Here is a 1,625-nt window from a genome sequence, read left to right on the forward strand (position 1 = left end):
TCGGCGGCCATCAGTACCGGATCCTCGGGTCGACCAGGGCGGCGATCACGTCGACGATGAAGTTCGTCACCGCGACGATGACGGCGAGCATCGCGACGATGCCCTGCACCGCGACGAAGTCCCGCGCCAGCAGGTAGTGCACGAGCTGGAAGCCCAGCCCCTTCCACTCGAACGTGGTCTCGGTGAGGACGGCGCCCCCGAGCAGCATCGCGATCTGCAGCCCGATGACGGTGATGATCGGCACGAGAGCGGGGCGCCAGGCGTGCGTGCGCAGCAGGCGGCGCTCGGACACCCCGCGCGAGCGGGCGGCCTCGACGTACCCGGTGCCGAGCGTCGCGATCACGTTGGTCCGCACCAGCCGCAGGAACACCCCGGCGGTGAGCAGCCCGAGGGTCACCGCCGGCAGCACGGCGTGGCGCAGCACGTCGACCACGATCGCCGGGTCGCCGGTGCTGAGCGCGTCGATGAGGTAGATCCCGGTCGAGCTGCCCGAGGTCTGCATCGCGACCACCGACGCCGTCGTGGCCCGGTTGGCCACCGGCAGCACCGGGATCCAGACGGCGAAGACCAGCTTGAGCAGCAGCCCGGCGAAGAAGACCGGGGTCGCGTAGGCGAGGATCGCGCTGACCCGTAGCGCGGCGTCGGCACCCTGGTCGCGGCGGGCCGCCGCGATCCGGCCGAGCGGGATGCCCACGAGCAGGGCCACGACCAGCGCGTAGAGGGCCAGCTCGAGCGTCGCGGTGCCGTAGGTGGTGAGCACCTCGGTCACCGGCCGGTTGTCCGAGATGGTGGTGCCGAAGTCACCCCGGACCACGCGGCCGAGGTACTCCAGGTACTGCACCAGGATCGGCCGGTCGTAGCCCGCGGCGTGGATCCGCTCGGCGAGCTGGTCGGGGGGCAGCTTGCCGCCCAACGAGGCCGTGATCGGGTCACCCGTGGCCCGCATGAGCAGGAACACCGTGGTCACGAGGATCCACACGGTGGGGAAGATGAGCAGGAACCGGACGAGCAGGTATCGCCCGAGGCCTCCGCGGGTGCGGGTGCGGGCGGGGGTGCTCGTTGGCGCCGCCGGTTCGGTGGTGGTCGTCATGGTCGTTCGAGCCTAGGGCGGCCCGCCCCCCGCGCGAGGGGACGGGCCGCCTGTCGGTCCTCGATGAGGTCAGCCGCGCGCGAGCGCCGCGTAGCGGAACTTGAACGACGCGTCGAGCGTGTCCGAGGCCCCGGTGATCCCGGTGCCGGTGACAGCCACCTGCGCGCCCTGCAGCAGCGGCACGGTCGACAGGTCGGCGGCCACCTTGTCCTGGATCTGGCCGATGAGCTCGGTGCGCTTGGCGGCGTCCGTCGTGACGGCCTGCTCCTGGATGAGCGAGTCGACGTCCGGGTTGTCGTAGTGGTTCGCCAGGAAGCCGCCCTTGAGGAAGAACGGCGTCAGGTAGTTGTCGGCGTCGGAGTAGTCCGGGAACCAGCCGAGCTGGTAGGCGGGGTAGACGTCGGCGGTGCGGTCCTTGGAGTACTGCTCGTACTCGGTGGACTGCAGGTTCACCGTGAACAGACCGGACTTCTCCAGCTGGTCCTTGATGAGCGCGTACTCGTCGGCCGAGGAGGGGCCGTAGTGCGACGGCGTG

2 protein-coding genes are annotated in these 1,625 nt (G+C 70.6%); both read right to left on the minus strand.

Going from position 1 to position 1,625, the window contains the following annotated elements; genetic code table 11:
• Window positions 1-10: 10 nt before the first annotated feature.
• Complete coding sequence (locus F2B26_RS16165; RefSeq protein WP_159811094.1) at window positions 11-1,090, minus strand: ABC transporter permease; 1,080 nt, start codon at window positions 1,088-1,090, stop codon at window positions 11-13.
• Window positions 1,091-1,159: 69 nt separating this feature from the next.
• A partial coding sequence (locus F2B26_RS16170; RefSeq protein WP_235929726.1) for an ABC transporter substrate-binding protein occupies window positions 1,160-1,625 on the minus strand: 466 nt, incomplete at its 5' end.

The sequence above is a fragment of the Cellulomonas citrea genome, from assembly GCF_009829685.1.
Classification (GTDB): domain Bacteria; phylum Actinomycetota; class Actinomycetes; order Actinomycetales; family Cellulomonadaceae; genus Cellulomonas; species Cellulomonas citrea.